At 36.9% G+C, this 26,765-nt stretch carries 21 protein-coding genes; 19 read left to right on the plus strand and 2 right to left on the minus strand.

Annotated elements, in window-relative coordinates; translation table 11 throughout:
* Entirely contained in the window at positions 1-981 is a 981-nt protein-coding gene (gene mraY, locus M1G12_RS05190; protein WP_000470817.1) for a phospho-N-acetylmuramoyl-pentapeptide-transferase, read from the plus strand.
* 339 nt (positions 982-1,320) lie between these two features.
* Positions 1,321-3,426 carry an ATP-dependent Clp protease ATP-binding subunit gene (locus M1G12_RS05195; RefSeq protein WP_247949504.1) on the plus strand — a complete coding sequence of 702 codons (2,106 nt, stop codon included), beginning with the start codon at positions 1,321-1,323 and terminating at the stop codon, positions 3,424-3,426.
* A gap of 60 nt (positions 3,427-3,486) precedes the next feature.
* Here M1G12_RS05195 and M1G12_RS05200 read toward each other — a convergent pair whose 3' ends face one another.
* The gene (locus tag M1G12_RS05200) at positions 3,487-3,969 is read right to left on the minus strand and encodes an S-ribosylhomocysteine lyase (RefSeq protein ID WP_000032557.1); all 483 of its coding nucleotides are present in this window, start codon (positions 3,967-3,969) and stop codon (positions 3,487-3,489) included.
* Positions 3,970-4,063: 94 nt separating this feature from the next.
* A complete protein-coding gene (locus M1G12_RS05205; protein WP_247949505.1) occupies positions 4,064-5,548 on the minus strand; it encodes a DUF1846 domain-containing protein in 1,485 nt (494 codons plus the stop codon).
* Between the two features lie 152 nt (positions 5,549-5,700).
* Here M1G12_RS05205 and M1G12_RS05210 point away from each other — a divergent pair, with 152 nt between their 5' ends.
* From M1G12_RS05210 to M1G12_RS05290, 17 genes are all read left to right on the plus strand, one after another.
* On the plus strand, positions 5,701-7,308 hold the full coding sequence (locus M1G12_RS05210) for a glycoside hydrolase family 13 protein (RefSeq protein ID WP_247949506.1): 1,608 nt from the start codon (positions 5,701-5,703) through the stop codon (positions 7,306-7,308).
* A gap of 195 nt (positions 7,309-7,503) precedes the next feature.
* Positions 7,504-9,462, plus strand: coding sequence for a peptide ABC transporter substrate-binding protein (locus M1G12_RS05215; protein WP_247949507.1), 1,959 nt, complete (start codon positions 7,504-7,506; stop codon positions 9,460-9,462).
* Between the two features lie 191 nt (positions 9,463-9,653).
* Positions 9,654-11,099, plus strand: a complete 1,446-nt coding sequence (cpsA, locus tag M1G12_RS05220; RefSeq protein WP_247947104.1) for an LCP family glycopolymer transferase CpsA — start codon at positions 9,654-9,656, stop codon at positions 11,097-11,099.
* Between the two features lie 6 nt (positions 11,100-11,105).
* Positions 11,106-11,837, plus strand: coding sequence for a capsular polysaccharide biosynthesis protein Cps4B (gene cps4B, locus M1G12_RS05225; RefSeq protein WP_247949508.1), 732 nt, complete (start codon positions 11,106-11,108; stop codon positions 11,835-11,837).
* Positions 11,838-11,845: 8 nt separating this feature from the next.
* Positions 11,846-12,538 carry a CspC family polysaccharide chain length determinant protein gene (locus tag M1G12_RS05230; RefSeq protein ID WP_247949509.1) on the plus strand — a complete coding sequence of 231 codons (693 nt, stop codon included), beginning with the start codon at positions 11,846-11,848 and terminating at the stop codon, positions 12,536-12,538.
* A gap of 10 nt (positions 12,539-12,548) precedes the next feature.
* Positions 12,549-13,250 (plus strand): tyrosine-protein kinase, encoded by a 702-nt coding sequence (locus M1G12_RS05235; RefSeq protein ID WP_247949510.1) that lies wholly within the window; start codon positions 12,549-12,551, stop codon positions 13,248-13,250.
* Between the two features lie 21 nt (positions 13,251-13,271).
* The gene (locus M1G12_RS05240; RefSeq protein WP_247933465.1) at positions 13,272-14,639 is read left to right on the plus strand and encodes a sugar transferase; all 1,368 of its coding nucleotides are present in this window, start codon (positions 13,272-13,274) and stop codon (positions 14,637-14,639) included.
* A gap of 4 nt (positions 14,640-14,643) precedes the next feature.
* Complete coding sequence (locus M1G12_RS05245) at positions 14,644-15,429, plus strand: LicD family protein (protein WP_345773302.1); 786 nt, start codon at positions 14,644-14,646, stop codon at positions 15,427-15,429.
* A 19-nt stretch (positions 15,430-15,448) separates the two neighbouring features.
* Positions 15,449-16,171, plus strand: a complete 723-nt coding sequence (locus M1G12_RS05250; RefSeq protein ID WP_247949516.1) for a WecB/TagA/CpsF family glycosyltransferase — start codon at positions 15,449-15,451, stop codon at positions 16,169-16,171.
* Complete coding sequence (locus M1G12_RS05255) at positions 16,146-17,231, plus strand: glycosyltransferase family 4 protein (RefSeq protein ID WP_247949512.1); 1,086 nt, start codon at positions 16,146-16,148, stop codon at positions 17,229-17,231. Before M1G12_RS05250 ends, M1G12_RS05255 begins: the two co-directional genes overlap by 26 nt.
* Positions 17,228-18,322 (plus strand): non-hydrolyzing UDP-N-acetylglucosamine 2-epimerase, encoded by a 1,095-nt coding sequence (wecB, locus tag M1G12_RS05260; protein ID WP_247949513.1) that lies wholly within the window; start codon positions 17,228-17,230, stop codon positions 18,320-18,322. The genes M1G12_RS05255 and wecB overlap by 4 nt, the downstream gene beginning before the upstream one ends.
* Positions 18,322-19,287 (plus strand): glycosyltransferase family 2 protein, encoded by a 966-nt coding sequence (locus M1G12_RS05265; RefSeq protein WP_203212669.1) that lies wholly within the window; start codon positions 18,322-18,324, stop codon positions 19,285-19,287. The genes wecB and M1G12_RS05265 overlap by 1 nt, the downstream gene beginning before the upstream one ends.
* A gap of 6 nt (positions 19,288-19,293) precedes the next feature.
* Positions 19,294-20,709, plus strand: coding sequence for a flippase (locus M1G12_RS05270; RefSeq protein ID WP_247933463.1), 1,416 nt, complete (start codon positions 19,294-19,296; stop codon positions 20,707-20,709).
* A gap of 194 nt (positions 20,710-20,903) precedes the next feature.
* Entirely contained in the window at positions 20,904-22,064 is a 1,161-nt protein-coding gene (locus M1G12_RS05275; RefSeq protein WP_237447054.1) for a polysaccharide polymerase, read from the plus strand.
* Positions 22,065-22,226: 162 nt separating this feature from the next.
* Positions 22,227-23,324: a UDP-galactopyranose mutase gene (glf, locus tag M1G12_RS05280; RefSeq protein WP_247933462.1), complete on the plus strand. Its 1,098-nt coding sequence runs from the start codon at positions 22,227-22,229 to the stop codon at positions 23,322-23,324.
* Between the two features lie 24 nt (positions 23,325-23,348).
* Positions 23,349-24,401 (plus strand): glycosyltransferase, encoded by a 1,053-nt coding sequence (locus M1G12_RS05285; protein WP_247949514.1) that lies wholly within the window; start codon positions 23,349-23,351, stop codon positions 24,399-24,401.
* A 198-nt stretch (positions 24,402-24,599) separates the two neighbouring features.
* Positions 24,600-26,579 (plus strand): peptide ABC transporter substrate-binding protein, encoded by a 1,980-nt coding sequence (locus M1G12_RS05290; protein WP_247949515.1) that lies wholly within the window; start codon positions 24,600-24,602, stop codon positions 26,577-26,579.
* The last annotated feature ends 186 nt before the right edge of the window (positions 26,580-26,765 follow it).

Below are 26,765 nucleotides of genomic sequence, written 5' to 3' on the forward strand. Positions count from 1 at the left end.
ATGTTTATTTCTATCAGTGCTGGAATTGTGACATTTTTACTAACTTTAGTAGGAATTCCGGCCTTTATCCAATTTTATAGAAAGGCGCAAATTACAGGCCAGCAGATGCATGAGGATGTCAAACAGCACCAGGCAAAAGCTGGGACTCCTACAATGGGAGGTTTGGTTTTCTTAATTGCTTCTGTTTTAGTTGCTTTCTTTTTCGCCCTATTTAGTAATCAACTCAGCAATAATGTCGGTATGATTTTATTTATCTTGGTTCTTTATGGCTTAATCGGATTTTTAGATGACTTTCTCAAGGTCTTTCGTAAAATCAATGAGGGTCTTAATCCCAAGCAGAAATTGGCTCTTCAGCTTCTAGGTGGTGTCATTTTCTACCTTTTCTATGAGCGCGGTGGAGATATGCTTTCTGTCTTTGGTTACCAAGTGCATCTAGGAATTTTCTATATTGTCTTCGCTCTTTTCTGGCTAGTCGGTTTTTCAAACGCAGTAAACTTGACAGACGGTATTGACGGTTTAGCTAGTATTTCAGTTGTGATTAGTTTGTCTGCCTATGGAGTTATTGCCTATGTGCAAGGTCAGATGGATATCCTTCTAGTGATTCTTGCCATGATTGGTGGTTTGCTTGGTTTCTTTGTCTTTAACCATAAGCCTGCTAAGGTCTTTATGGGAGATGTGGGAAGTTTGGCTCTCGGTGGAATGCTGGCAGCTATTTCAATGGCTCTCCACCAAGAATGGACTCTCTTGATTATCGGAATTATTTATGTCTTTGAAACAACTTCGGTCATGATGCAAGTCGGCTATTTCAAAATGACTGGTGGAAAACGTATTTTCCGTATGACGCCTGTGCATCACCATTTTGAACTTGGAGGATTGTCTGGTAAAGGAAATCCTTGGAGCGAGTGGAAGGTTGACTTCTTCTTTTGGGGAGTGGGGCTTCTAGCAAGTCTCCTGACCCTAGCAATTTTGTATTTGATGTAAGAATGGCACCCTGATGTTTCAGGGTGTTTTTGCTTTTTAAAAAATATTGGTCAATTAAAGTCAAATTCCTTGACCTTTTTTGACTAATGTAGTATATTATGAACGTAAGGTAAATGAAAGCCTTACTAGAACACTTATTTAAAGTAAAATAGAAAGAGGTGGGGTCTATGTTTAATCTAGAAATCTTTAGAAGTAAAGATAGTCTACTCCTGCTTGAAAAAGAAAAACCAGAAATAGTACGTAGAGTAGCAATCTAGCTAGTCTAAATTTTTTAAGATAAAGGTCAAAGATAGTCAATATCAGTAATCATAACTAAGTAAATAAAAAGAGGTAAAGAATATGAACAACAACTTTAATAATTTTAACAACATGGATGATTTATTTAACCAATTGATGGGTGGTATGCGAGGATATAGTTCTGAAAATCGCCGTTACTTGATTAATGGACGTGAAGTCACACCTGAGGAATTTGCTCACTATCGTGCAACTGGTCAATTGCCAGGAAATGCAGAAACTGATGGACAAATGAAACAACAGTCTTCAGGTATGAAACAAGATGGTGTCCTTGCAAAACTAGGTCGAAACTTGACTGCAGAAGCGCGTGAGGGCAAGTTGGATCCTGTCATCGGACGAAACAAGGAAATTCAAGAAACATCTGAAATCCTTTCACGCCGTACCAAGAATAATCCTGTTTTAGTAGGAGACGCAGGTGTTGGTAAGACAGCAGTTGTCGAAGGCTTAGCACAAGCTATTGTGAATGGTGATGTTCCAGCTGCTATTAAGAATAAGGAAATTATTTCCATTGATATCTCAGGACTTGAGGCTGGGACTCAATACCGCGGTAGTTTTGAAGAAAACATTCAAAACTTGGTAAACGAAGTCAAAGAAGCTGGAAATATTATCCTCTTCTTCGACGAAATTCACCAAATTCTTGGTGCTGGTAGCACAGGTGATGGTCAAGGATCTAAAGGTCTTGCTGATATCTTGAAACCAGCTCTTTCACGTGGAGAATTGACAGTGATTGGCGCAACTACTCAAGATGAATACCGTAATACTATCTTGAAAAATGCAGCCCTTGCTCGTCGTTTCAACGAAGTGAAGGTTAATGCTCCATCAGCAGAGGATACTTTTAAAATCCTTCAAGGAATTCGTGATCTCTATCAACAACACCACAATGTTATTTTGCCAGATGAAGTCTTAAAAGCTGCCGTTGATTATTCTGTTCAGTATATTCCTCAACGTAGCTTGCCAGATAAGGCTATCGACCTTGTCGATGTTACGGCGGCTCACTTGGCAGCTCAGCATCCAGTAACAGATGTTCATGCTGTTGAACGTGAAATTGAGGTAGAAAAAGACAAGCAAGAAAAAGCAGTTGAGGCAGAAGATTTTGAAGCAGCTCTAAACTATAAAACACGCATTGCAGAATTGGAAAAGAAAATCGAAAACCATACAGAAGATATGAAAGTGACTGCAAGTGTCAACGATGTGGCTGAATCTGTAGAACGTATGACGGGTATTCCAGTATCTCAAATGGGGGCTACGGACATCGAACGTTTGAAAGATATGGGTCATCGTTTGCAGACGAAAGTTATTGGTCAAGATAAGGCCGTTGAAGCAGTAGCAAAAGCTATCCGTCGTAACCGTGCTGGTTTTGATGAAGGTAACCGTCCAATCGGTAGCTTCCTCTTTGTAGGTCCTACTGGTGTCGGTAAGACTGAGTTGGCTAAACAATTGGCTCTTGATATGTTCGGAACGAAAGATGCTATCATCCGTTTGGACATGTCAGAATACAGCGACCGCACAGCCGTATCTAAATTGATTGGTACAACTGCAGGTTATGTTGGTTACGATGACAACAACAATACCTTGACAGAACGCGTCCGTCGCAATCCATACTCAATCGTCCTTCTCGACGAAATTGAAAAGGCTGACCCTCAAGTCATCACCCTTCTCCTCCAAGTCTTGGATGATGGTCGTTTGACTGATGGTCAAGGTAACACTGTCAACTTCAAGAATACGGTGATTATCGCAACTTCAAACGCAGGCTTTGGTTACGAAGCTAACTTGACAGAAGATGCGGATAAACCAGAATTGATGGATCGTTTGAAACCTTACTTCCGTCCAGAATTCCTTAACCGTTTCAATGCTGTCATCGAATTCTCACACTTGAGCAAAGGAGATCTTTCTAAGATTGTAGACCTTATGTTGGTTGAAGTTAACAAGACGCTTTCTAAGAAAGACATTGACTTGGCAGTGAGCGAAGCTGCTAAAGAATACATGACTGAGGAAGGCTACGATGAAGTCATGGGTGTTCGTCCACTCCGTCGTGTGGTTGAACAACAAATCCGTGACAAAGTCACAGACTTCCACTTGGATAACCTTGATGCTAAACACCTAGAAGCTGACATGGAAGATGGTGTTTTGGTCATTCGTGAAAAAGCCTAAGACAAAATTTTGAGCATAAAAAAGAAGGAGCCAGCTAAAAAGCTGGTTCCTTTTTTGTGTTTAGATGACATGGCGCTCAAAGGCATCGTCTGAAATCCCTTGTTCCAAGATGAGTTTAGCCCATTCTTTAGCAGAAAAGAGGCTGTGATCCTTGTAGTTTCCGCAAGATTCGATGGTTGTTCCAGGAACATCTTCCCAAGTAGTAGTTTCAGCGATTTCCTTGAGCGAATCCTTGATAACAGCCGCAATTTCAGCGCTGGTATGACGCCCCCACATAATCATGTGGAAGCCTGTGCGACAACCAAATGGTGAGCAGTCAATCATGCCGTCAATGCGGGTACGGATGAGTTTAGCCAAGAGGTGTTCGATAGTGTGAAGGCCAGCGGTAGGGATAGAGTCTTCGTTTGGTTGCACCAAGCGAATATCAAAGTTGGAGATAACGTCTCCCTTTGGCCCTGTTTCTTCCCCAATCAAGCGGACATAAGGTGCTTTAACAATAGTGTGGTCAAGTTCAAAACTTTCAACAATAACTTCTTTTGACATGGTAGATCCTTTCAGTTTTCTTCTTTCATTATAACATAAAGCCAGCTCTTGAGACAGAGAGAAAACCTCTCCGAGGGTGGAGAGGTTCAAAACTTTATTTACGATACAAGCGGTCGTATTGGTAGTAAGGATCAAAGGTTACGTTGATCCCTAGTTTACGAAGGACATTCTTGTCTTCATCGGTTAAGATGATGGTTGAGTGGACTTCGCTTCCTTTGAGGTTGCCAAGTTCTTCCATAGCACGAGCAGCATCAGGATTTTCTGTAGCTGTGATAGCAAGTGCAATCAGGATTTCATTTGAATGAAGGCGTGGATTGCGGCTACCCAGATGATCGATTTTAAGACCTTGAATCGGTTTGACAACTTCAGGTTCGATTAGTTTTACTTCTTTAGCGATGTCAGCTGATTTCTTGATGGCGTTGATAAGAGCAGCGGCTGTAGGGCCAAAGAGCTCTGAGTTCTTACCTGTGACGATTTCCCCATTTGGCAATTCAAGGGATAGGGCTGGTCCGCCAGTTTCTTCAGCTTTTTGGCGTGCAGCAACAGCAACCTTACGGTCTGCTGGTGTGATACCGAGGTCATTCATAAGTAACTCAATTTTCTTGACAGCAGCTTCGCCAATTTTTTCGGCTTTAAAATCAAGGACCGTTTGATAGTAGCGGCGGATGATTTCTTGTTTAGAAGCTTCGATAGCAGCCTCATTATCTGTAATAGCGAAACCAACCATGTTGACCCCCATATCTGTCGGTGAAGCGTATGGAGATTCACCTAGAATGCGTTCTAACATGCGCTTGAGCACTGGGAAAATTTCGATATCACGGTTGTAGTTGACAGTGGTTTCTCCATAGGTTTGGAGATGGAAAGGGTCAATCATGTTGACATCATCAAGGTCAGCTGTAGCAGCCTCGTAGGCCAAATTGACTGGGTGATGAAGGGGAAGATTCCAAACTGGGAAGGTTTCAAATTTAGCGTAGCCAGACTTGATACCATTGATTTGGTCGTGGTACATATTGGACATACAAGTTGCCAATTTTCCAGAACCAGGTCCAGGAGCAGTTACGACAATCAAGTTGCGACTAGTTTTGATGTAGTCATTTTTTCCCATTCCTTCTGGAGAAATGATGTGATCCATATCTGTCGGATATCCTTTGATTGGATAATGAAGATAAGAATCAATTCCGTTTTTCTCAAGCTGGTTTCGGAAGGCATCTGCAGCTGGTTGACCAGCGTACTGTGTGATAACAACGGAGCCAACAAAAATTCCCAATTCATTGAATTTATCAATCAAACGAAGAACTTCTTGGTCATAAGAAATGCCCAAGTCACCACGTGCTTTGGAATGTTCGATGTTGTTAGCATTAATGGCAATTACAACCTCGACTTGCTCTTTCAATTCTTGCAAGAGCTTGATTTTGTTGTCAGGCTCATAACCAGGAAGAACACGAGCAGCGTGAAAATCTTCTAACATTTTGCCACCAAACTCCAAGTAGAGCTTGCCGTCAAATTGGTTAATGCGCTCCAAAATGTGGTCGCGCTGTAGATTCAAATAGTGTTCAGAACTAAAAGCTTGTTTTTTCATTTTTTTACCTCTGACCTCTATTATAATAAAAAAATGGAAGTTAGGAAACTATGGAGTTAAAAAAGGAATCAAAAAGATTAGGCAAACGCTTGCACAAAAATCTGAAAAGCGCTATCATAGACTGTAGATTATTAAAATAATGAGGTAAGAAGATGCAAGAAAAATGGTGGCACAATGCCGTAGTCTATCAAGTTTATCCTAAGAGCTTTATGGATAGCAACGGAGATGGAATTGGCGATTTGCCAGGAATTACCAGTAAGTTAGACTATCTAGCCAAGTTAGGAATTACAGCGATTTGGCTTTCTCCAGTTTATGACAGCCCTATGGATGATAATGGCTATGATATTGCTGATTATCAAGCGATTGCAACGATTTTTGGAACCATGGAGGATATGGACCAACTGATTGCGGAAGCTAAGAAGCGTGATATTCGTATCATCATGGACTTGGTGGTCAATCATACCTCAGATGAACATGCATGGTTTGTCGAGGCCTGTGAAAATCCTGACAGCCCTGAGCGAGACTACTATATCTGGCGCGATGAACCCAACGACCTAGATTCTATCTTTAGTGGATCTGCTTGGGAATATGATGAAAAGTCAGATCAATATTATCTCCACTTTTTCAGCAAGAAACAGCCGGATCTCAACTGGGAAAATGAAAAACTTCGCAAGAAAATCTATGAGATGATGAACTTTTGGATTGATAAAGGCATTGGTGGTTTCCGCATGGATGTCATTGACATGATTGGAAAGATTCCTGACGAGAAAGTAGTCAATAATGGTCCTATGCTCCACCCTTATCTCAAGGAGATGAATCAGGCGACCTTTGGAGATAAGAATCTCTTGACAGTAGGAGAGACTTGGGGAGCAACTCCAGAGATCGCTAAGCTCTACTCTGATCCAAAGGGGCAAGAATTGTCTATGGTCTTCCAGTTTGAACATATCGGTCTTCAGTATCAGGAAGGTCAGCCTAAATGGCACTATCAAAAAGAGCTGAATATCGCTAAGTTAAAAGAAATTTTTAACAAATGGCAGACAGAATTAGGAGTTGAGGACGGTTGGAATTCGCTCTTCTGGAACAATCATGACCTTCCTCGTATCGTCTCAATCTGGGGAAATGACCAGGAATACCGCGAAAAATCTGCCAAAGCCTTTGCAATCTTGCTTCATCTCATGAGAGGAACACCTTATATCTACCAAGGTGAGGAGATTGGGATGACCAACTATCCCTTTGAAACGCTGGACCAAGTAGAAGATATTGAATCCCTCAATTATGCGCGTGAAGCTCTTGAAAAAGGCGTTCCGATGGAAGAAATCATGGACAGTATCCGTGTCATTGGACGTGACAATGCCCGTACCCCTATGCAATGGGACGAGAGCAAAAACGCTGGTTTCTCAACAGGTCAACCTTGGTTGGCAGTCAACCCAAACTATCAAGCAATCAACGTTCAAGAAGCACTGGCAAATCCAGATTCTATTTTCTATACCTATCAGAAACTGGTTCAAATCCGTAAGGAGAACAGCTGGCTGATTCGAGCTGACTTTGAATTGCTTGATACAGCTGACAAGGTCTTTGCCTATATTCGTAAAGATGGCGACCGTCGTTTTCTAGTTGTGGCCAACTTGTCCAATGAAGAGCAAGGCTTAACAGTAGAAGGAAAAGTTAAATCTGTCTTGATTGAAAACACTGTGGCGCAAGAAGCAGTTGAGAAACAAATCTTGGCTCCATGGGATGCTTTCTGTGTGGAATTACTATAAATATTTTTTACAGAAAAATTTAAAATTGAAATCGTATAAAAACAAGGGAGGACTGTATGAAAGACAGAAATCCTTTGTTTTTTTATGACTAAAGTTTATAAACTTTCATTCTCAAAATTCAATTAACTTTACAAATTCCCACTATTTTGGTAAAATAAACTTATGTTATAAAAACTAACATAAAGGAGAAAGAAGATGAATACAAAAAAGCGTGTTCTTAGCGCAGGCCTGACCTTTGCGGCTGCTTTGCTTTTAGCTGCTTGCGGACAATCAGGTTCAGATACAAAAACTTACTCATCAACCTTTAGTGGAAATCCAACTACATTTAACTACTTGTTAGACTACTACGCTGATAATACAGCCATCATTACCAACCTAGTTGATGGTTTGCTTGAAAATGACAACCACGGAAACCTAGTTCCATCTTTGGCAGAAGACTGGTCTGTTTCAAGCGATGGCCTGACTTATACCTACAAACTGAGAAAAGATGCCAAATGGTTCACGGCTGACGGTGAAGAGTACGCCCCAGTCAAGGCACAAGATTTTGTGACAGGTATCAAGTATGCAGTGGATAATAAATCCCAGGCCATTGACTTGATTCAAAACTCGATCAAGGGCTTGAATGATTATATTACAGGAGCGGATTCTGACTTTTCTAAGGTTGGGGTGAAGGCCATTGACGACCATACTGTTGAGTATACTTTGGCACGCCCAGAGCCTTACTGGAATTCAAAAACAACCAATAGTATTCTTTTCCCAGTGAATGAAGAGTTTCTAAACTCAAAAGGCAAAGATTTTGGGACCCTATCTCCAGATAGCATTCTCTACAGCGGACCTTATTTGTTAAAAGATTTCACATCAAAATCATCGATCGAGTATGTGAAGAATCCGCATTACTATGATCATGACAAAGTATCGATTGAACACGTAAAATTGGCTTACTTTGACGGCTCAGACCAAGAATTGACCATCCGTAACTTTGAAAGTGGAGCTTATTCTATCGCTGGGGTTTATCCAAATAGTTCTAACTTTGCCAAGACCAAGGAAAAATATAAGGATAATATCGTCTATAGCTTGCAGGACAAGACTTCTTGGTATTTCAATTTCAACGTCAACCGTAAGGCCTACAATCACACTGCTAAAACGACAGATGAGCAGAAGAAGTCAACTGAGACAGCTGTCTTGAACAAGAACTTCCGTCAAGCAGTGAACTTTGCCTTGGATCGCACAGCCTATTCTGCCCAGTCAAATGGGGAAGAAGCGGCTAGCAAGACCCTTCGTAACACCCTAGTGCCTCCAACATTTGTCCAAGTTGGAGACAAGACCTTTGGAGAAGTAGTTGCTTCTAAATTGGTCAACTATAGCACAGAATGGTCAGGTATTAACTTGGCAGATGCTCAGGATGCCTATTTCAACAAAGAAAAAGCCCAAGCAAAATTTGCGGAAGCTAAAAAAGAATTGGCAAGTCAAGGTGTGACCTTCCCAATTCACTTGGATGTGGCAGTTGATCAGACGAGTAAAAATGCCGTGACAGGCATGAACTCAGTTAAGCAGACCCTTGAGTCAATTTTGGGTGCTGATAACATTGTCATTGACGTTCAACAACTTTCAACAGATGATTTTAACAACGTAGCCTTCTTGGCACCGACACCAGCTGATCGTGACTATGATTTGAACTTTGATGGTTGGGTAGGTGACTACCAAGATCCATCAACTTATCTCAATCCTTTCAATGCAGAGGATGGATTCTACCTCAAGATCTTTGGTCTAGATGCTCAGGAAGATAAAGCTAAGATTGCTAGCTTGGGTCTTGATACCTACACTAAGATGCTCAAAGATGCAGATAGTGAAAATAAAGATGTAGCCAAACGCTATGAAAAATATGCTGAAGCACAGGCTTGGATGATTGACAATTCTCTGATTATGTCAGCTATGTCAAGTGGTGGAACAGCATCTGTAACCAAAGTAACGCCATTTACAAGAGGTTATTCACTAGTCGGCATCAAGGGTGACGGCAATAACTACAAGTACATGAAGCTGCAAAAAGATACTGTAACAACCAAACAGTATGAAGAAGCTAAGATCAAATGGGAGCAAGAAAGCAAAAAAGCAATTGAAAAAGCCCAAAAAGAAGCAGAAAATCATGTTAAATAATGATGAGCGAGGTTCCGTAAGGAACCTTGTTTTTATATTTATATAGTAAATTTATTGATGTAATTGTTTGCAAGTGAAAAAGAATGTTTCGGAAAGAAGATGAAAACGCCTTACCTAAGTGGATTTACCCCACAAGTGTATTTTTTTATGATATAATGAAATGAAATAAAAATTGATAATAGAGGTATATCGTGAGTAGATCTTCGAAGCGAGCTCGTCAGGGTAAAACAAAGATTATGATTAGTTGGGGGTTGCTAGCTATCTATGCAGTACTAGCAGTCTTTTTATTGTTTTTGATTTTCAAGTACAATATGCTAGCTTTCCGATATCTCAATATAGTGGTTACCGTCTTAATTGTGGCCTTAGCCATCTTGTGTTTCTTTTTAATTCGATCCAAGAAAGTTCAAAATCTAACGCTGATTTTATTACTACTTGGTGTGTTAATTAATGGTACTTCTCTCTTTGCTGTAGGGCAGTTCATTGGATTTACAAGTCGCCTGAATGCGACATCTAACTACTCAAATTATTCGATGAGTATTGCGGTGTTGGAAGATAGTTCAATTGATAATATCAGTCAGGTAACCAGTGTAACGGGACCGACTGGGACGGATAAGGATAATATCCAACAGTTGTTGAATGATCTGAAAGCTACTCAAAATAAAGAACTGACAGTCGAAGAAAGCAGCTCCTATCTTGCGGCATATAAGAGCCTGTTAGCTGGCGATACAAAGGCAATCATTCTAAACAGTGTCTTTGAAAATATTATCGAATCGGAATATCCTGACTATGCTTCAAAAATTAAGAAAATCTATACCAAAGGATTAACCAAAACGGTTGAAACTCCAAAAGATGTCAAAGGTGACAGTTTCAACGTTTATATCAGCGGAATTGATACTTATGGTCCAATCAGTTCGGTTTCTCGTTCGGATGTCAATATCATTATGACAGTGAATCGTGAAACGAAAAAGATTCTCTTAACAACAACCCCTCGTGATTCCTATGTTCCAATTGCAGATGGTGGTAACAACCAAAAAGATAAGTTGACCCATGCGGGTATTTATGGGGTAGATGCTTCCATTCATACACTGGAAAATCTCTACGGTATTGATTTAAATTACTACGCTCGTTTGAATTTCACCTCTTTCTTGAAATTGATTGATCTCCTTGGTGGAGTTGATGTCTATAATGATCAGGAATTTACATCTCGTCACGGGAAGTTTCATTTCCCAGTAGGGAATGTTCATCTTGATTCGGAGCAGGCTCTTGGCTTTGTGCGTGAGCGCTATTCTCTGGCAGATGGAGACCGGGATCGTGGTCGCAATCAGCAAAAGGTCATTGTGGCTATTCTGCAAAAGTTAACCTCGACAGAAGCTTTGAGAAATTATGACAGTATTATTAAGGGGTTGCAAGATTCGATTCAAACCAATATGCCACTTGAAACCATGATGAACTTAATCAATGCTCAACTTGAGAGTGGTGGAACTTATAAGATTAATTCACAAGATCTTAAAGGAACAGGGCGTATGGATTTGCCATCTTATGCCATGCCTGATAGTAACCTCTACATGATGGAGATAAGTGATAGCAGTTTAGAGTCAGTCAAGGCTGCAATCAATGATGTGATGGAAGGAAAATAAGACAAAATGATTGATATTCATTCGCATATTGTATTTGGTGTGGATGATGGTCCAAAATCTAAGCAAGAAAGCAAGGCGCTTCTGGCAGAAGCCTATAGGCAAGGGGTAAGGACTATTGTATCGACATCGCATAGACGAAAAGGAATGTTTGAAACTCCTGAGGAGACAATAGAGGCAAACTTCCAAGAAGTTAAGGAGCTAGCCAAGGAGGTGGCTCCAGACTTGACCATTCTCTATGGAGCAGAAATTTATTATACTAGTGATGTGCTTGCGAAATTGGAGAAACAGGTCATTCCAAGTCTTAATGGGACACGCTATGCTCTCATTGAGTTTAGTATGGCTACCCCTTATCGGGAAATCCATACTGCTTTGAGCAATGTTCTCATGCTTGGGATAACGCCTGTAGTTGCCCACATTGAACGTTACCATGAATTAGAGAATAACGAAAAACGGGTGAAAGAGTTGATTGATATGGGTTGCTACACTCAAATCAATAGTTCCAGCATTTTAAAACCAAAGTTATTTGGGGATAAATATAAATTTATGAAGAAACGAGCTCGCTATTTTCTAGAGCGAGACTTGGTACATTTTGTTGCTAGTGATATGCACAATTTGGACCAAAGACCGCCTTACATGAAAGAAGCTTATGAGATCGTTTCAAAACAATACGGTGAAAGAAAGGCGAGAGAATTATTTATCGAAAATCCTCGCTTCATCTTAGCGGATCAAATTATTTAGGAGTTGACATGAAAGAAAATAAAGAAATCGCAATTGACATTGTCCAATTATTTAAAATCCTTTGGAAGAAGAAAATCGCTATTATCCTAACTGCGATTGTAGCAGCTGTCATAGCTTTTGGTGTAAGCAGTTTTGTTCTTACGCCTGAGTATTCTAGTACAACACGTATCTATGTAGTCAATCGAAATCAATCGGAAAAAACAGGATTAACTAACCAGGATTTGCAGGCGGGTACCTATCTTGTAAAAGACTATAAGGAAATTATTCTATCACAAGATGTACTGGAGAAAGTCATTTCAAATCTTAAATTAGATAAAACAGTTAAAGAATTGACTAAAAAGATTCAAGTAACAGTGCCGGTAGATACTCGTATCGTATCAATCGTAGTTGAAGATGATCAACCAGAAGAGGCAAGTCGTATTGCTAATGCTCTTCGCGAGGTGGCGGCGGAAAAAATTATTTCTGTAACTCGTGTGTCTGATGTAACAACACTAGAGGAGGCAAGACCAGCCCTAACTCCTTCATCACCTAATATTCGTCGTAATACTGCACTTGCTTTTCTGGCAGGTGGCGCACTAATGGTTGTTTCAGTTTTATTACTTGAATTATTGGATGATCGTGTTAAACGACCAGAAGATGTCGAGGAAGTTATGAATATGCCACTTCTAGGAATTGTTCCGGATTTGAATAAATTAAAGTAAGGGAGAAAATATGCCAACATTAGAAATTGCGTTGAAACGTATTAATTTTATAAAAAAAGCAGAAGAACATTATAATGCTTTGCGCACCAATATTCAATTGAGTGGTGATAATTTGAAAGTTTTGGCCATCTCATCTGTCAAACCTGGTGAAGGAAAATCAACGACATCAACAAATATTGCCTGGTCATTTGCAAGAGCTGGATACAAGACTTTGCTAGTTGATGCAGATGTTCGTAACTCAGTTATGTCAGGAATATTCAAATCTAGAGAAAAAATCACTGGCTTGACAGATTATTTATCTGGGTCGACAGATTTATCACAAGGTCTTTGTGATACAAACGTTGAAAATCTATTTGTTATTCAGGCTGGACCAGTATCTCCTAATCCAACAGCTCTTTTGCAAAGTGACAACTTTAATAACATGATTGATACTCTGCGTAAGTATTTTGACTATGTCATTGTGGATACTGCACCGATTGGGATAGTCATTGACGCTGCTATCATTACACAAAAATGTGATGCTTCTATCTTGGTAACGGCAGCTGGAGAGACAAAGCGTCGTGATGTTTTGAAGGCTAAAGAACAGTTAGAACAAACAGGAACTCCGTTTTTAGGTGTAGTTCTAAATAAATTTAACACAGAAGTTGAAAAATACGGAGCTTATGGTGGTTATGGAGCCTATGGTTCCTATGGAAATTATGGGAAAAAGTAAAAAATAAACTAGGAAGTAGTTATGGAAGAGAAAGGGATAAAAATATCTCTGGCAGTAATCCAGAGTTTTATAGTAGTGTTACTGGGGTATTTTCTTAGTTTTGTTAAAGAGACAGATATTCTTTCAACAACAATGATTGTCCTATATATTCTCCACTACATAGTATTTTATTTTAGTGATTTCGGTCAAGATTTTTTTAAAAGAGGATATTTACGTGAGCTTGTTCGCTTGACAAAATATATCATTTTCTTTGCGTTGGCAATTAGTCTTTCCAATTTCTTTTTAGAAGAACGCTTTAGCATCTCTAGACGAGGCATGGTGTATTTCTTAACCTTACACTCGATTCTAATGTATCTAGTCAATATTTGTATCAAGTATTATTCGAAACGGATATTTCCTAATTTGAAATGGAGTAAAAAACTATTCTTGATTACAGCAACATCTAGAGTTGAGAAAGTGATGGATAAATTACTTGATGCTGGTGATTTCTTTGGAGAACTGGTGGCAGTTAGTGTATTAGATAAACCTAATTTCCAACATGATACTATTACAGTCGTACCAGTCGAAGATATTTTAAATTTTGCAACTCACGAAGTTGTGGACGAAGTGTTTATCAATCTTCCTAGTGAAGAATATGATATTGGTGAATTTATTTCTCGTTTTGAAACGATGGGAATTGATGTAACAGTTAATCTAAATGCTTTTGACCATAATCTAGGGCGTGACAAGAAAATCCGTGGGATGGCTGGTCTAAATGTCATTACCTTTTCGACGAAATTTTATAAAAATAGTCATGTCATTGCTAAGCGTGTCATAGATATTATTGGTTCTATTTTTGGTTTAATGATTTGTGGCTTAGTCAGTATAGTTCTAGTTCCAGCTATTAGAAAAGATGGTGGGCCTGCTATTTTTGCCCAGACACGTATAGGAAAAAACGGTCGACATTTTACTTTTTATAAATTTAGATCAATGTGTATTGATGCTGAGGATAAAAAGAGGGAATTGTTGGAGAAAAATACTATGCAGGGTGGTATGTTTAAGATGGATAATGATCCTCGCATCACAAAAATTGGGCGCTTTATCCGTAAAACTAGCTTGGATGAACTCCCTCAATTTTGGAATGTTTTGAAAGGGGATATGAGTCTAGTTGGAACAAGACCGCCAACAGTTGATGAATATGAGACATACACACCTGAACAAAAACGTCGATTGAGTTTTAAACCAGGTATCACTGGACTTTGGCAAGTTAGTGGTAGAAGTGAGATTAAGAATTTTGATGAAGTTGTTAAATTAGATGTAGCTTATATAGACGATTGGACAATTTGGAAAGATATTGAAATTCTACTAAAAACAGTTAAAGTTGTATTTATGAGGGATGGAGCGAAGTAAAATTATGAATAAAGTGAGGGAAATTCAACTAGGAGAATTATCTTTATTAAAAAGTTTTATTGCTATTTGTAGTAAACATGATTTAAGATATTATGCTTTGGGAGGAACATTGCTAGGAGCCATTCGTCATAAAGGATTTATTCCTTGGGATGATGATATGGATTTAGGGATGCCTCGAAAAGATTATGAAAAATTTTTATCTATTTGCAAAAAAGAACTTCCAGAACATGTTATTTTGAGGCTTCATGATGACAATTTAGGTAATACCTCTATTATGGATACATCCTTACAAATTCCATTTGGAGATGAACTATGTAGTCCATTCATAGATATTTTCCCTTTGGATGGTTATCCAGATGATCGTTTCCATTATTTTCTACATACAAATAAAATCAAATTCTATCGTGCACTTTCTAAAATTTCTGTAATTGATCGTCTACATGACAGAGATCGGGGAAGTTTTGAAAATGCAATTGTGAGTATATCAAAAGTTTTGAAATTAAATAAACTTCTAAAAACGGCCACTATTAACAACAAATTACAAAATCTAATTAAACAATATGATTTTGAAACTAGTTCAATAGTTGGTAATGTATTAGGCTCCTATAGAGAACGTGAGCTTGCTAAAAAAGAAGTATTCGGTGAACCACAATTACTAGAGTTTGAGAACTTAGAAATAAGTTGCCATGCAAATCCAGATGAATATTTAACGAAAATATACGGTGATTACATGAAGTTACCCGAAGAAGCAGAACGTAAGGGTCATTTCGAATCTACATGGGGAGATTAATTTGAATAGTTTTGATTTAATGGGGGTCAGGATTGACCCCTTAACAATGGATGAAACAGTACAAGCGGTTGAAAAATTTGTAATTGATCAACGTCCTCTTCATCTAATGGGCGTAAACGCTGATAAGATTAATCAATGTCAATCAGATGAAGTCATTAAAAAGATAGTTAACGAGTCTGAGATTATCAATGCAGATGGTGCATCAGTCGTTCTAGCCTCTCGATTTTTGGGCTATCAAGTTCCAGAACGAGTTGCTGGAATTGATTTAATGCAAAGATTATTAAAATTAGCCGATGAAAAATCTTATTCAGTGTATTTCTTTGGTGCTAAAGAAGAAGTTTTGCAAGATATGTTACAAAATTTCAAAGAAGAGTATCCAAATCTACGAGTTGTTGGACATCGTAATGGTTATTTTTCTGAGGAAGATGAGCAAGATATTCAGGAAGATATTCGTGAAAAGAATCCCGACTTTGTATTTGTTGGAATTACCTCACCTAAAAAAGAATACATCATCCAAAAATTTATGGATAATGGAGTGAATTCTATTTTTATGGGTGTAGGAGGTAGCTTTGACGTACTGTCTGGTCACATTCAGCGTGCTCCACTTTGGATGCAAAAATCAAACTTGGAGTGGTTGTTCCGAGTTGCTAATGAACCAAAGCGTCTCTTTAAACGATACTTTGTAGGGAATGTTACCTTTATTAAGCGAGTCTTAGATGAGAAACGAAAAACGAAAAAATAATATTTTACATATTTCACGAACGATGGATATTGGTGGTGCTGAGAGAATCGTGTACCAGTTGAGTTCTGATTTGCAAGATGAGTTTGATAGTGTCCATGTTGCTTCTACAGGAGGCCTTTGGGAACCAGAATTAGAGACCCGAGGAATTAATCATCATAAGATTCAAGATATAGACAGCAAAAATCCTCTTACAGTGTTGAAATTGCTTCTCACTATTTATCAAATTATTAAGACAAATGAGATTACTCTGGTTCATACACATCATCGAATGGCAGCTTTTTATATTCGTTTATTAAAACTGATTAATCCCAAGCTAGTCCACGTTTACACTGCTCATAATGTCTTTAAAGATAAGTTGTCTTTATATAGATTTTCACTGAGAAATGCCTATAGTATTGCAGTTGGTCAAGCCGTTAATCAAAATTTGAAAGATGATGTGGGAGTTGCAGACAGTACTGTTATCTATAACGGAGTAATCTTGAAACAGTCAAATAGACAAGTTGATGAGATTATGAAGTTTGATGGAATTAAGCTAGGCTGTATTGCAAGATTATCTGAACAAAAAGGTTTGACTTATCTGATTGATGCGATCTCTTTGATTTCTGATGAAAACCTCCGTTTATTTATCGTTGGGGATGGAGAACTTAGAGCCGAACTAGAAAATAAGGTTAAAGAACTCAATCTAGAGGATAAGATAACTTTTTTAGGCTATAGACGGGATATAGTCGAGTGTATTAATAGTTTTGATTTCCTAGTGTCTTCGTCATTATTTGAAGGCTTAGCTCTAAATGTTATTGAAGCATTTATGAATGGAAAAACCATGGTTGCGACAGATATTCCTGGCATTAATGAAGTTGTTACAAAAGAAAATGGGGTCTTGGTTCCTGCTAAAGATGCTAGGGCCTTAGCTTCTGCTATTGAAAGTCTGGCGACTGACTCAACTCTTAGAACTAGATTAGCTCATCAAGCTAAAAAAGATTATGAAGAGAAGTTTAGTTATCCTTTATTTTTAGAGAATTATCGTAAATTTTATCAAAAACTAATGGGAGATTCGAAATGAAAAAAGTAATGTTAGTTTTTGGGACGCGTCCAGAAGCGATAAAAATGTGTCCCTTAGTGAATGAATTGAAGAAAAATGATTCAATTAAAACACTTGTGTGTGTAACGGGGCAACATAAAGAAATGTTAGAGCAAGTTTTAGATGTCTTTAAAGTTGTTCCTGATTACGATTTAGGAATCATGAAGGCAAATCAAACACTATTTACAATCACGACAAGTATTTTAGATAAAATTCAAGCCGTTTTAGAGCAGGAAAAACCAGATATTGTTCTTGTTCATGGGGATACTACAACCACTTTTGCGACAGCTTTAGCTGCATTTTACATGGGAATTAAAGTTGGACACGTAGAGGCAGGACTGAGAACTTATAATCTTCAAAGCCCATTTCCTGAAGAATTCAATCGTCAGACTACTTCAATTATTTCGGATTTCAATTTTGCTCCGACAGAAGTGGCTAAAGAGAATCTTCTAAAAGAGGGAAGAGAGAATATCTATGTTACTGGAAATACTGTCATTGACGCCTTGAAGACAACTGTTCAAGAGCATTATGACCATCCTATTTTAGAGTGGGCTAAGGATAGTAAACTAATCATGTTGACAGCCCATCGACGTGAAAATCTTGGTCAATCCATGGAAAATATGTTTAATGCAGTTAATCGTATACTGAATGAGTTTGAAGATGTTAAAGTCGTATATCCTATCCATAAGAATCCTAAGGTTCGTGAGTTAGCAAGTAAGGTGTTTGGCGACAATGAACGTATGAAAATCATTGAACCTCTAGAAGTCATTGATTTCCATAATTTTATGAATCAAAGCTACATGATTTTAACAGATTCGGGTGGTGTACAAGAAGAAGCACCTTCTTTAGGTAAACCAGTATTGGTAATGCGTGATACAACAGAACGTCCAGAGGGGATTGCTGCAGGAACCTTGAAATTGGTAGGAACAGAAGAAGAAAATATTTATACTAATTTCAAACTGCTTTTAGAAGATGAAACAGAGTACAGCAAGATGAGTAAAGCAAGTAATCCATATGGAGATGGAAAAGCTTGTGAGCGTATTGTTGATATCATTTTGGAAGGATTATCATAATGGATCAGATTTCTATTGTTGTACCAGTGTACAATGTTGAGAACTATTTGAGTTATTGTGTAGAAAGTCTAAGACAACAAACATATAAAAATATTGAAATAATCTTAGTAGATGATGGTTCGACGGATAGTTCTGGAGAAATTTGTGACCAATATGCTCGAGAAGATGACAGAATAAAAGTTCTGCATATTGAAAATGGGGGATTGTCCAATGCCCGCAATACTGGGGTAAAAGAATCTTCAACAGATTGGATTGTTTTCATTGATTCAGACGATTATTATGACCATAGAGCCATTGAATATTTAGTAGAACTTAGAGATAAGTATAGAGTTGATCTTGTAGCAACTCCAGTGATTGAAGTTAGAAACTATGAACATAGTGATTTCCTAGGAGATTTCAGAGAGAAATATTCTGGAAAATTAGATCGTAGAACAGCTTTAGAACAAATGTTTTATGGAAATTATGTTGGGACACATTCAGGTGGTAAACTATATAAGAAAGAAATCTTATTAAGGTTTCCATATCCTAATGGGATGCTGTATGAAGATTTAGCTCTTGCTTATGAGCATATTGCTTCCTGTGAAAATATTGCTGTTAGTGATCTAAATCTTTATAAATACTATCGAAGACCAGGAAGTATTGTAAATTCTAAGTATAGTGATCGTCTCTTAGATTTTTACAAGGCAATGGAATGGAATAGAAGTTATGTTGAACGAGACTATTCAGGTGATAGTGATATGCGAAGAGCCTTGAATGTTCGCTATGTTTTTAATGGTCTGCATATTGTACATGCTATGCTTAGTTCAGATATGTATGCTGAAGTTAATAAAATTAGAAAAGAATACATTCAATATTTCAAAGATGTTATTCCGAATTCAAATGTTACAAGGAAAAATAAATTGAAATATATATTGTTTCTCGTATCTGCAAAATTGTATAAAAAAATTAGAAGGAAGATTGCTTAGATAGTTATGAAGGTTTTAAAGAACTATGCTTACAACCTCTCTTATCAATTACTAACTATTGTACTACCTTTCATAACAACACCGTATGTTACAAGGGTTTTCAGTTCAAATGATTTAGGAACTTTTGGCTACTTTAATTCGATTGTTGCTTATTTTATTTTTTTAGCAACATTAGGAGTAGCTAATTATGGGACAAAAGAAATTTCAGCTCATAGAAATAATATTCCTAATAATTTTTGGGGTATTTATACCTTGCAGTTTACTGCGACTTGTATATCGATATTTCTATATATTGGTCTGTGCTTTTCATTTTCATTTATGCAAAATCCAGTAGCATATATATTGGTATTATCTCTATTATCTAGGGGATTAGATATTACTTGGCTTTTTCAAGGACTAGAAGATTTTAGAAAGATAACTGTTAGAAATATCACTGTCAAACTCATAGGTGTTATTTCAATATTTTTGTTCATAAAGTCTCAGAATGATTTATATCTATATGTCTTTTTATTAACTATATTTGAATTTTTAGGACAATTAAGTATGTGGCTGCCAGCTCTAGAATTTATAGGTAAGCCACAATTTGACTTCAATTATGCCAAGAAACATCTTAAACCGGTGATATTACTGTTTTTACCTCAAATAGCGATATCTTTATATGTTACGTTAAATAGGACAATGCTTGGAGCTTTAGCATCAACAACAGATGTTGGAATTTATGATCAATCTTTAAAGTTGGTAAATATCCTACTTACTTTGGTAACTTCACTGGGTAGTGTTATGCTACCACGTGTTTCGAATCTTTTATCAACAGGGGATAAGAAGTCTGTGAATCGCATGAATCAATTATCTTTCTTGATATACAATCTTGTGATTTTTCCGACTATTGCAGGTATGTTAATTATCAATAATGACTTTGTGAAATTTTTCTTAGGAAATGACTTTCAAGAAGCAAGATATGCTATTGCAATCATGATTTTTAGGATGTTTTTTATTGGTTGGACGAACATTATGGGGATTCAAATTTTGATACCTCATAATAAGAACAAAGAATTTTTGATTTCAACAACGGTTCCAGCAATTATTAGTGTTGGTTTAAATTTACTTTTACTGCCTGAATTTGGATATATTGGGGCTGCGATTGTTTCTGTATTAACAGAAGTATTTGTATGGGTTATCCAATTGTATTTTACAAGAAAATATTTAAAAGATGTACCAATTTTTAAATCAACTATTAAAATATTTTCAGCATCAATTCTTATGTATGTTACCCTTTCATTTTTGAAGTCAATTTTGACTTTTACACCTATTGTTAATGTTGTTGTATGTGCTATTGTGGGGGCGATACTTTATGGTTTGCTAATTTTAATATTTAAAATAGTTGGCTTAAAGGAGATAAAAGAGCAGCTGTTAAATAATTAGTATGATGATAATCTATACAGAAATAATCAAAGTTATTTTTGCAAGAATTTGTTTTAGCTAAGTTAGTTGATTGAAAAAGTCTAGAAAGGGAAGGATGGAAGATTGTAGATGAACTAAAAGTTTAAAAATATTAAATAATATATAAAAATTATCAATTATGTTCATTCTATATTATTCTTTACCAAATAAATAATATGATAAAAATTAAATTTGAAAATCTACTGGTTAGTATTGTTGTATCTGTAGTGATATTTTTTAATACTATTTCTACTACAATGCTGGATAAAACTTTTTTTCAAGCTAAAGCAAATTATCTTTTATTAGTAGTTTTGTTATTAGGTCTTCGTTTTATGTTTCCAACACGTATTTCATTTAAATATCTAATATTTTCTTCTTTGCTATTATTATCAGGAATTTTAGTATATTTTCAGACTGGAAAACTTAATTTTCTTATTTATTCAGCCCTTCTAGTTTTATTAGTTAATGTAGATATGAAAGTAGTTTTGAAAACGTATGTCATTGTAGCAGGTTTTCTTGTACTAAGTGTATTTCTTTTATCTCTCTCAGGTGCAGTACCCAATCTACAATATAATCGTGAAGGAGTTATTCGGAATTCGTTTGGATTTATCTATCCTACAGATTTTGCATCCCACTGTTTCTATATTTTCTTGGCTTTTTCTTATTTATTAAAAGATAAATTTATATGGATTAGATCTCTAATAGGTGTACTTTTATCTTTCTTTGTTATAAAATATTGTGATGCACGTTTAAATGGCTTATCAATTATTTTAGCAACAATTATTTTTATATTTTTCTATTTTAATGAAGATAAGAAATTTCGGATCTATTCAATTTTCCCTTATTCTGTAGTTCTATGTTCGTCAATAATGATGTATTTATCTTATATTTTCTCTTGGGGATCTCCATTTTTAGTATCTATCAATAAATTAATTACAGGTAGATTAGCTTTGGGGAAAAATGCATTTAATACTTTTGGTGTACATCTTTTTGGAACTAGAGACGTATTATTTAAAGGGTCAGGAGGTAAAACGGAGGCTGTTATTGATTATAACTACGTAGATTCATCGTATGTTCAAATGTTATTTACATATGGTGTTATACCTCTTGTGCTACTTATATGTCTGTATGTTGTAATTTCGAGAGAACAGTATAAGCAGGGGCAATATTTATATGTAGTAATATTATCTTTAGTGGCTCTAAACTGCATGATTGAAGCTTTTTGGTTTGTCCCGACTTACAATATATTCATGTTTTTGTTGTTCACAAAAAATACTTTTGTTAATAAGTCGTTGAATAATTTTAATCCTTTGGATAAAACGGAGTTGTTAAACTGATGAAATGAATTTTTTTGATTTACAAAATTATTTTTCTTCATAAAATGAACTATTCAAACTAATATTTCAAAAAAAATTTTAAAAATTTATTTTTTCATGAGATTTTAATGAGGATAACTTTACAATGCTACAAAAGTGTCGAGTCTGATAAAGGAGTGTAATATGTACGACTATCTAATCGTTGGTGCTGGTTTGTCTGGAGCAATTTTTGCTTATGAAGCAACCAAGCGTGGAAAAAAAGTAAAAGTGATTGATAAACGTGACCACATTGGTGGAAATATCTACTGTGAGAATGTAGAAGGAGTCAATGTCCATAAATATGGTGCCCATATTTTCCATACTTCTAATAAGAAAGTTTGGGATTATGTGAATCAATTTGCTGAATTTAACAACTATATCAACTCGCCTGTAGCTAATTACAAGGGTAGCCTTTATAATCTACCTTTCAATATGAATACTTTCTATGCTATGTGGGGAACAAAAACTCCTCAAGAGGTCAAAGATAAGATTGCTGAGCAAACGGCTCACATGAAGGATGTTGAACCTAAAAACTTGGAAGAACAGGCTATTAAGTTGATCGGCCCAGATATTTATGAAAAGTTGATCAAAGGATACACTGAAAAGCAATGGGGACGTTCTGCGACTGACCTTCCACCGTTTATCATCAAACGTCTACCAGTTCGTTTAACCTTTGATAATAATTATTTTAACGATCGTTACCAAGGGATTCCAATTGGTGGCTATAATGTCATCATCGAAAATATGCTGAAGGATGTAGAAGTAGAACTTGGTATTGACTTTTTTGCCAATCGTCAGGAATTAGAAGCTTCTGCTGAAAAAGTTGTCTTTACAGGGATGATTGACCAATACTTCGATTACAAACATGGTGAATTAGAATATCGTAGTCTTCGTTTTGAGCATGAAGTTCTGGATGAAGAAAACTATCAAGGAAATGCAGTTGTCAACTATACAGAACGTGAAATTCCTTATACTCGTATTATTGAGCATAAACATTTTGAGTATGGTACGCAAGATAAAACGGTCATTACTCGTGAATACCCAGCAGATTGGAAACGAGGAGATGAACCTTATTATCCAATCAATGATGAGAGAAACAATGCTATGTTTGCTAAGTATCAAGAAGAAGCAGCACAGAATGATAAGGTGATTTTCTGCGGACGTTTGGCCGATTATAAATACTACGACATGCATGTGGTCATTGAACGTGCCCTAAATGTTGTAGAGGAAGAGTTTAAATAAGATAACGAAGGATAAAATTGATAGATGAAATATTATCTAAAAGAAGAATTTCTGAAGGATTCTGGTGCACGAAATGCGGGGAATAAGGCTCGAAACGATGTTGAAGAAATAGTAGTTCGTGAGGGCTATAGTCCTTTGTTATTGATGGTAGATGATTGGTATCAAATGGGGACTATTAGAGCCCAACGACACAAGGCCAAAGCCTTATCCAAAGCAATCTCTAAGTTAAAGGAAGGGGATCAGCTACTGATTCAATTTCCTATGCTTCATCATAGTTTCTTTACGACTCATTTAGTCAAAAGAATGCAGCGTAAAGGAGTGAAGGTTCACTTTATTATTCATGATTTAGAAGTTTTGCGCTATGCTAATTTGGATACAGTACCCTTGAAGCATAAAATTCGTGTTCATCTTCAAGAGTCAAGTCTTTTGAAACAAGCTGATGGTCTTATTGCTCATAATCCAGTTATGAAATCAGTGCTTGTTGATAAGGGAATTTCTGAGAAAAAAATAGTTAGTTTAGGCATTTTTGACTATCTGATCCCGAATTATCAGGAGAAAGAAGATTTATCGAAGGAAGGAGCTATTATTGTAGCTGGAAATTTAGCTCAAGAAAAAGCAGGTTACTTATATGAGTTGCCTGCAAGACCGGCATATAACCTCTATGGTGTTGGTTTTGATGAGGCTAGAAAGCTATCCAATGAAACCTATTTTGGTTCCTTTCTTCCAGATGAACTACCGTCAGCGTTAGAAGGAAGCTTTGGTTTAGTTTGGGATGGTGATAGTTCTAAAACTTGTAGCGGAGTGTTTGGTGAGTATTTGAGATACAATAATTCCCACAAGGCTTCCCTTTATTTGGCTTCTGGTTTTCCTATTATTGTTTGGAAACAATCTGCTTTGGCTAATTTCGTCTTAGAAAAAGAGTGTGGAATTAGTGTTGAAAGTTTACTTGACTTGGAAGAAGTATTGGACAATTTGTCTCAAGAAGAGTATCAGGATTTGGTCAAAAATGCTAAGGCCGTAGGTCAAAAAATTCGTGAGGGTTCTTATCTTCTTTCCGCATTGCAAGCTTTAAATTAATAAATCTAAAAATGACTTAAATAGATGGATGAGGGAGTTACTGGATTCCCTCTTTTATTATAGTTAAAAAGAGATTAAAAAATGAAATAACATTCGATATTTGTCAGAAAATAACAACTAAAAATGAAAATTCAGAAAATTCTATTGACAGGACTTTAAAAAGGGTCTATAATGGATAGAAAAACAAAGGAGAATACCATGAAAACAAGGAAAGTATTGGCTCTTGCGGGAGTCACTTTATTAGCAGCTGGTGTCTTAGCGGCTTGTTCTGGTGGTTCTGCTACTAAAGGTGAGCAGACCTTCGCATTTACCTACGAGACAGACCCAGATAACCTCAACTATTTAACAACTGGTAAGGCAGCGACTGCTGACATTACTAGTAATGTAATTGATGGATTGCTTGAAAATGATAAATACGGGAACCTTATTCCCTCAATGGCAGAGGACTGGTCAGTTTCTAAGGATGGATTGACTTATACTTATAAGATTCGTCAGGATGCCAAGTGGTACACATCTGAGGGAGAAGAGTATGCTCCTGTTAAGGCTCAGGACTTTGTGACAGGTCTTAAATATGCGACAGATAAGAAATCTGAAGCTCTATACTTGGTACAGGATTCAATCAAAGGTTTGGATGCATACGCTAAAGGGGAAAATAAAGATTTCTCTCAAGTTGGGATTAAAGCTCTTGACGATCAAACAGTCCAATACACTTTGAACAAACCTGAAAGTTTTTGGAATTCTAAAACAACTATGGGTGTTTTAGCGCCAGTCAATGAAGAGTTTTTGAACTCAAAAGGGGATGATTTTGCCAAAGCTACGGATCCAAGTAGTATCTTGTATAATGGTCCTTATTTGTTGAAATCCATTGTAACCAAATCTACTGTTGAATTTGCAAAAAATCCTAACTACTGGGATAAAGACAATGTCCATATTGACAAAGTCAAATTGTCATTCTGGGATGGTCAAGATACTAGTAAACCTGCAGAAAACTTTAAAGATGGTAGCCTTTCAGCAGCTCGTCTCTATCCAACAAGTGCAAGTTTCGCAGAACTTGAGAAAGAGATGAAGGACAATATTGTCTATACGCAACAGGACTCTACGACTTATGTAGTAGGAACAAACATTGACCGTCAGTCCTATAAATATACTTCTAAGACTAGTGAAGAACAAAAGACCTCAACTAAAAAGGCTTTGTTAAACAAGGATTTCCGTCAGGCTATTGCCTTTGGATTTGACCGTACAGCCTATGCTTCTCAGCTAAATGGACAAACTGGAGCAAGCAAAATCTTACGTAATATCTTTGTTCCACCAACATTTGTTCAAGCAGATGGAAAAAACTTTGGTGACATGGTCAAAGAAAAATTGGTGACTTACGGGGATGAATGGAAGGATGTGAACCTTGCTGATGCTCAAGATGGTCTCTATAATCCAGAGAAAGCCAAGGCAGAATTTGCTAAGGCTAAGACTGCTCTTCAGGCAGAAGGAGTACAGTTCCCAATTCACCTAGACATGCCTGTTGACCAAACAGCAACTACAAAAGTTCAGCGTGTCCAATCTATGAAACAATCCTTGGAAGCAACTTTAGGATCTGATAATGTGGTTATTGATATTCAACAATTACAAAAAGATGATTTATTGAATGTTACTTTATTTGCACAAACTGCTGCTGGTGAGGATTGGGATCTTTCTGATAACGTTGGATGGGGACCAGACTTCTCAGATCCATCAACTTATCTTGATATCATCAAGCCTTCTGTAGGGGAAAATACGAGAACTTACCTAGGATTTGATTCAGGAAAAGATAATGAGGCGGCTAAAAAGGTTGGTCTCAATGATTATGATAAAATGGTCAATGAAGCAGGGGAAGAAACTACAGATATTACAAAACGGTATAACAAGTATGCCGAAGCTCAAGCATGGTTGACAGATAGTGCCTTAGTCATCCCAACAACTTCTAAAACTGGTCGTCCAATCTTGTCTAAGATGGTACCATTCACTTTACCTTTCGCTTTCGCAGGTAACAAGGGGACAAGCGATCCGCTTCGATACAAATATCTTGAACTTCAAGACAAGGCAGTCACAGCAGATGAATATCAAAAAGCTCAAGATAAATGGATGAAAGAAAAAGAAGAATCCAATAAAAAAGCGCAAGAAGAACTTGCAAAACATGTGAAATAAGATAAAAAGAAGTTAGTTATTCGCTAACTTCTTTTGGTTTATCGAAAATGAGTTGAAACCTCTCTTCACTTTCAAAGATTATGAAACTAATTTTTTTGTAGAAAAAATCGGCTCTTTGTCAACTGTAGTGGGTTGAATAAAAGCTAAGATCTAGAAAGGACGAAATTTGTCCTTTCTTTTTTGATA

Source organism: Streptococcus mitis (assembly GCF_023110375.1).
Lineage (GTDB): Bacteria > Bacillota > Bacilli > Lactobacillales > Streptococcaceae > Streptococcus > Streptococcus mitis_CI.

What these genes read in the sequence shown, in the direction of transcription:
- M1G12_RS05290 (WP_247949515.1), top strand. Translation starts at nt 24,600, where the DNA reads ATGAAAACAAGGAAAGTATTGGCTCTTGCGGGAGTCACTTTATTAGCA.
- M1G12_RS05245 (WP_345773302.1), top strand. Translation starts at nt 14,644, where the DNA reads ATGAATAAAGTGAGGGAAATTCAACTAGGAGAATTATCTTTATTAAAA.
- M1G12_RS05235 (WP_247949510.1), top strand. Translation starts at nt 12,549, where the DNA reads ATGCCAACATTAGAAATTGCGTTGAAACGTATTAATTTTATAAAAAAA.
- M1G12_RS05230 (WP_247949509.1), top strand. Translation starts at nt 11,846, where the DNA reads ATGAAAGAAAATAAAGAAATCGCAATTGACATTGTCCAATTATTTAAA.
- M1G12_RS05205 (WP_247949505.1), bottom strand. Translation starts at nt 5,548, where the DNA reads ATGAAAAAACAAGCTTTTAGTTCTGAACACTATTTGAATCTACAGCGC.
- glf (WP_247933462.1), top strand. Translation starts at nt 22,227, where the DNA reads ATGTACGACTATCTAATCGTTGGTGCTGGTTTGTCTGGAGCAATTTTT.
- M1G12_RS05285 (WP_247949514.1), top strand. Translation starts at nt 23,349, where the DNA reads ATGAAATATTATCTAAAAGAAGAATTTCTGAAGGATTCTGGTGCACGA.
- M1G12_RS05240 (WP_247933465.1), top strand. Translation starts at nt 13,272, where the DNA reads ATGGAAGAGAAAGGGATAAAAATATCTCTGGCAGTAATCCAGAGTTTT.
- M1G12_RS05210 (WP_247949506.1), top strand. Translation starts at nt 5,701, where the DNA reads ATGCAAGAAAAATGGTGGCACAATGCCGTAGTCTATCAAGTTTATCCT.
- M1G12_RS05275 (WP_237447054.1), top strand. Translation starts at nt 20,904, where the DNA reads ATGATAAAAATTAAATTTGAAAATCTACTGGTTAGTATTGTTGTATCT.
- wecB (WP_247949513.1), top strand. Translation starts at nt 17,228, where the DNA reads ATGAAAAAAGTAATGTTAGTTTTTGGGACGCGTCCAGAAGCGATAAAA.
- M1G12_RS05255 (WP_247949512.1), top strand. Translation starts at nt 16,146, where the DNA reads ATGAGAAACGAAAAACGAAAAAATAATATTTTACATATTTCACGAACG.
- M1G12_RS05265 (WP_203212669.1), top strand. Translation starts at nt 18,322, where the DNA reads ATGGATCAGATTTCTATTGTTGTACCAGTGTACAATGTTGAGAACTAT.
- M1G12_RS05270 (WP_247933463.1), top strand. Translation starts at nt 19,294, where the DNA reads ATGAAGGTTTTAAAGAACTATGCTTACAACCTCTCTTATCAATTACTA.
- M1G12_RS05250 (WP_247949516.1), top strand. Translation starts at nt 15,449, where the DNA reads ATGGGGGTCAGGATTGACCCCTTAACAATGGATGAAACAGTACAAGCG.
- M1G12_RS05200 (WP_000032557.1), bottom strand. Translation starts at nt 3,969, where the DNA reads ATGTCAAAAGAAGTTATTGTTGAAAGTTTTGAACTTGACCACACTATT.
- M1G12_RS05215 (WP_247949507.1), top strand. Translation starts at nt 7,504, where the DNA reads ATGAATACAAAAAAGCGTGTTCTTAGCGCAGGCCTGACCTTTGCGGCT.
- cps4B (WP_247949508.1), top strand. Translation starts at nt 11,106, where the DNA reads ATGATTGATATTCATTCGCATATTGTATTTGGTGTGGATGATGGTCCA.
- M1G12_RS05195 (WP_247949504.1), top strand. Translation starts at nt 1,321, where the DNA reads ATGAACAACAACTTTAATAATTTTAACAACATGGATGATTTATTTAAC.
- mraY (WP_000470817.1), top strand. Translation starts at nt 1, where the DNA reads ATGTTTATTTCTATCAGTGCTGGAATTGTGACATTTTTACTAACTTTA.